Raw genomic sequence first — 2,510 nt, 5'->3', positions numbered from 1 at the left:
GCCTTCAATGGTGTCATCAAGCGGATAATATACAAGGCATGTGGTTACAATGATCTTGATTATCTCTATCTAAAAATCAGGCAGGAGGCCCAAAAATGATCAGCCAACCTGTAAAAGGGCCTGTTTTAATGGCAGGGGAAACCAGGTTCCCCTTGTGTTTTATACAAAAAGGCTTAGCTGCGTTTACACTCCAGAATTTCTTCGCTGTCGCCCGCCTTTATAGCAATGGTACTTTGAGTCAACCTGGTGATCAGTGAAGTCTCCGGAACATTCATGGGAATCATATCTTTCAGGTTGATGAATTGATCGAACTTCGGATCTGTCAGATTTTTAACATCCAGTGCAGTGAGGGTTTCCGTCAGTTCTTTGCCATCAAGCTGCCAGGTTCCAGCGCCGGTGATGGAGTATTCAAGGTCCGGTATGTTGGGATGACCAAAGCTAAGCTTCATAGAGCCTTCACTTTTTGAGCTGCCATCCTTCAGATAGTTTTCAGTACTCACATAGTGCATTTTGCCCTGTTCCATAGCAACCGAGGCTTCACACAACCAGCTACCCACCAGGTTATCGTTGGTGATGGCTATAGGTGAATCAGCGTTGGCTGCCAGAGCTGCACCGGCCAGTGAGAGAGAGATGAGCGTATTTTTTACTGTTTTCATATTATTTTAATTCTCTTGTGAACAGTGACTTTTCTGGATTAATGAATGAGGTTTTAGACTATTAGTGTCTTATTCGCATGAAGGAAAGGTCTATACACTACCTTCTTGTTCTATCACTAAAACCCTCGATGGCATGCAAGGGTGAGCAACATGCTGCGTTCCCGTTGTAGCAAAGAAAATATCGCCAGGATATAGGATGATACTCTTCTCAGTATTGTTTTCTTTATACTTCATCTCAACCTTGCCATCTATCACGACAAAAACTTCTTCTCCGTCATTGGTATGCCACTTATAGGGTGCATCAGTCCAGTGCAAGCGCGTCGTGATACCGTTCATGTTTGCAATATCCAATGCTTCCCATGCTCGATTTGGTTTGAATTCTTTACTTCGTATTATTTTCATTTCTTTGTATTCTTGTTTCAGCATGAGCGGAGAAAGAAGAGAACCTTTCCTATGGCTGCACATATTTTACGCAGGTTAATCATACTTAACTCTGAATCACTGAGATGGGTACGGACCCAGGTGCTCAGAAACCAGTAACCATTGATCCTTTTCCCTGACTAAAACCGATGTGCCGCGCCCACCGCCAGAGCATTTTTCTCCATGGATCAATCCCTCCCACTGGAACTCATAGAGGCAGACTGCAGACTGATCAGCAATATGGGCCCAGTGAATCCTGGAAATCCGGTAATCCTCATCCTTGATGGCAGAGAAGTTTCTGATAAAAACGGATTTAACCGCCTCAATACCTTTATAGGTACCATCTGAGAATGTGACACAGATATCTGTGTGTAACAGAGGGGCAATATGATTCCAATTCTGGCTTGCCAGAGCCGATTCGTAGCTTTTTATAAAATCCTGAGGTGACAAGACGAATTCCTGAGTAGAGTGGTTTTAAACATTGAAAATAATATCAATCATTTGAAAGTAGTTAGATTTTTTTAATAGGTCGTTTAGTTTAAAAAGGTTGAGTTTTAGATTTGATTTTTTTATTTAGAAATTAATTAAGGTGAATATTATTTTGTCAGATTTTTAAATGACAATAAAAATGTAATATCTGCTTGGGATAATTACATTACCCCGCTTTCTAGAGCTGTGTTGTCATGCAGTTTACAGTGAGCACACCAGCACCGAATTAAAGTCCTGGTATTTGCACTAGAAAACCAATAACTAAAAAATAAAAATAAAGCGAATAGCAATGTATAAAATAATGATATGGGCTCTGGCCTTTAATTCCACGGTAGCCTTGGCAGATAATTGTGGCCGTTACGGTTGTCCTGCCGGAAGCGCGCCAGGAAACCAGCTGCTCGAAAGACCGATTTATACCCTTTCGAATAATGCCCAGACAAAGTTTGCTGACTGGTTAGCGTACAGAGTTCACAAGCAGAATCTGGATGGTCCTAAACGCAGCCGTAATTGGAAGTCGGATCCCAACCTGTCTGCGAGTTCAACACTGGAACCTGCTGACTATAAATATGCCCATGCGACCATTCAGACTGACCGTGGTCACCAGGTACCATTGGGTGCATTCAGTAACTCATCCTATTGGTACATGACCAACTATCTGAGCAATATTACTCCACAGTCCAGTAACCTGAATCAGGGGCCCTGGGTCAATCTGGAGCTTAGCATCCGAGATCTGGCCAGAACCGGCACTCCCGCCTATGTGATCACCGGCCCACTCTATGAATATGCCGAGCTGCCCAATGCTGATGAGTATCACAGAATACGTAATTCCTAAAAAACTGCTGGACAGAGAAAGAGAATAATACCTTTCCCTTGCAGCGACTATCCTTTATCCCATGGTTTTCTCAACCCGCAACGAACAGCAGAGTGAACAGACTGCAAAGCTTC

At 42.9% G+C, this 2,510-nt stretch carries 4 protein-coding genes; 1 reads left to right on the top strand and 3 read right to left on the bottom strand.

The features are described from left to right. Nucleotides 1-173: 173 nt before the first annotated feature. The 3 genes from ACR2PX_RS12100 to ACR2PX_RS12090 all read right to left on the bottom strand — a co-directional run bounded on the left by ACR2PX_RS12100 (nucleotide 174) and on the right by ACR2PX_RS12090 (nucleotide 1,526). Entirely contained in the window at nucleotides 174-656 is a 483-nt protein-coding gene (locus ACR2PX_RS12100; protein WP_433999610.1) for a hypothetical protein, read from the bottom strand. Nucleotides 657-746: 90 nt separating this feature from the next. Continuing rightward, nucleotides 747-1,058 carry a cupin gene (locus ACR2PX_RS12095; RefSeq protein ID WP_433999609.1) on the bottom strand — a complete coding sequence of 104 codons (312 nt, stop codon included), beginning with the start codon at nucleotides 1,056-1,058 and terminating at the stop codon, nucleotides 747-749. Nucleotides 1,059-1,154: 96 nt separating this feature from the next. Next, nucleotides 1,155-1,526: a DUF4440 domain-containing protein gene (locus tag ACR2PX_RS12090; protein ID WP_433999608.1), complete on the bottom strand. Its 372-nt coding sequence runs from the start codon at nucleotides 1,524-1,526 to the stop codon at nucleotides 1,155-1,157. 328 nt (nucleotides 1,527-1,854) lie between these two features. Here ACR2PX_RS12090 and ACR2PX_RS12085 point away from each other — a divergent pair, with 328 nt between their 5' ends. Then, complete coding sequence (locus ACR2PX_RS12085; protein ID WP_433999607.1) at nucleotides 1,855-2,397, top strand: DNA/RNA non-specific endonuclease; 543 nt, start codon at nucleotides 1,855-1,857, stop codon at nucleotides 2,395-2,397. Nucleotides 2,398-2,510: the final 113 nt, after the last annotated feature.

Origin of the sequence: Endozoicomonas sp., assembly GCF_051008435.1 — a bacterium.
GTDB lineage: Bacteria > Pseudomonadota > Gammaproteobacteria > Pseudomonadales > Endozoicomonadaceae > Endozoicomonas_A.
This window is presented reverse-complemented; position numbering and strand designations above follow the sequence as displayed.